The sequence below is a fragment of the Chryseobacterium proteolyticum genome (genome assembly GCF_046591535.1).
GTDB lineage: Bacteria > Bacteroidota > Bacteroidia > Flavobacteriales > Weeksellaceae > Chryseobacterium > Chryseobacterium proteolyticum.
This window is the reverse complement of record NZ_JBJLWK010000034.1, coordinates 1-425: the sequence shown is the minus strand read 5'-3', so window position 1 is coordinate 425 and position 425 is coordinate 1. Positions and strand designations below refer to the sequence as shown.

Sequence of the window (425 nt, the reverse complement as noted above, 5' to 3'; positions counted from 1 at the left end):
ATGTCCTTATCCTTATGGCTTGTCATATTTCCATTATTATCATAAGTAATTTCATTTGGAGTTGCAAAATAAGGATATCCTGATGAATTCTGAGAAGCTTCTGCGACTTTTGATAATCTGTTTCCAGTGTATGAATACGTAAGATTATCTATCTGCATGGCAAGGCCATTGGTTGTGTTTTTTGTATTTCTGTATAATCGTGTAATATTTCCATTTAAATCATATTCCGAAGATTCCCCGAAATGATTTTCCTGTGGTACTGTACTATTAGGTTCAGAATAATGTCCGTAATTAAGTCTGTTTAAAGTATCATAGGAATAAGAATATCGTCTTAATACGCTATCTACAGAAGTTTTCCAGTCTACTTCTGCAATATTTCCATTGTATCTTGAAATAGCAAATAACGTATTAACTGGATTATTATA

The 425-nt window shown here is 31.8% G+C and carries 1 pseudogene; it reads right to left on the bottom strand.

What is annotated here, in order from left to right:
* Positions 1 to 425 (bottom strand): annotated as a pseudogene (locus tag ACJ5H0_RS23130) (RHS repeat-associated core domain-containing protein); the annotation flags it as partial.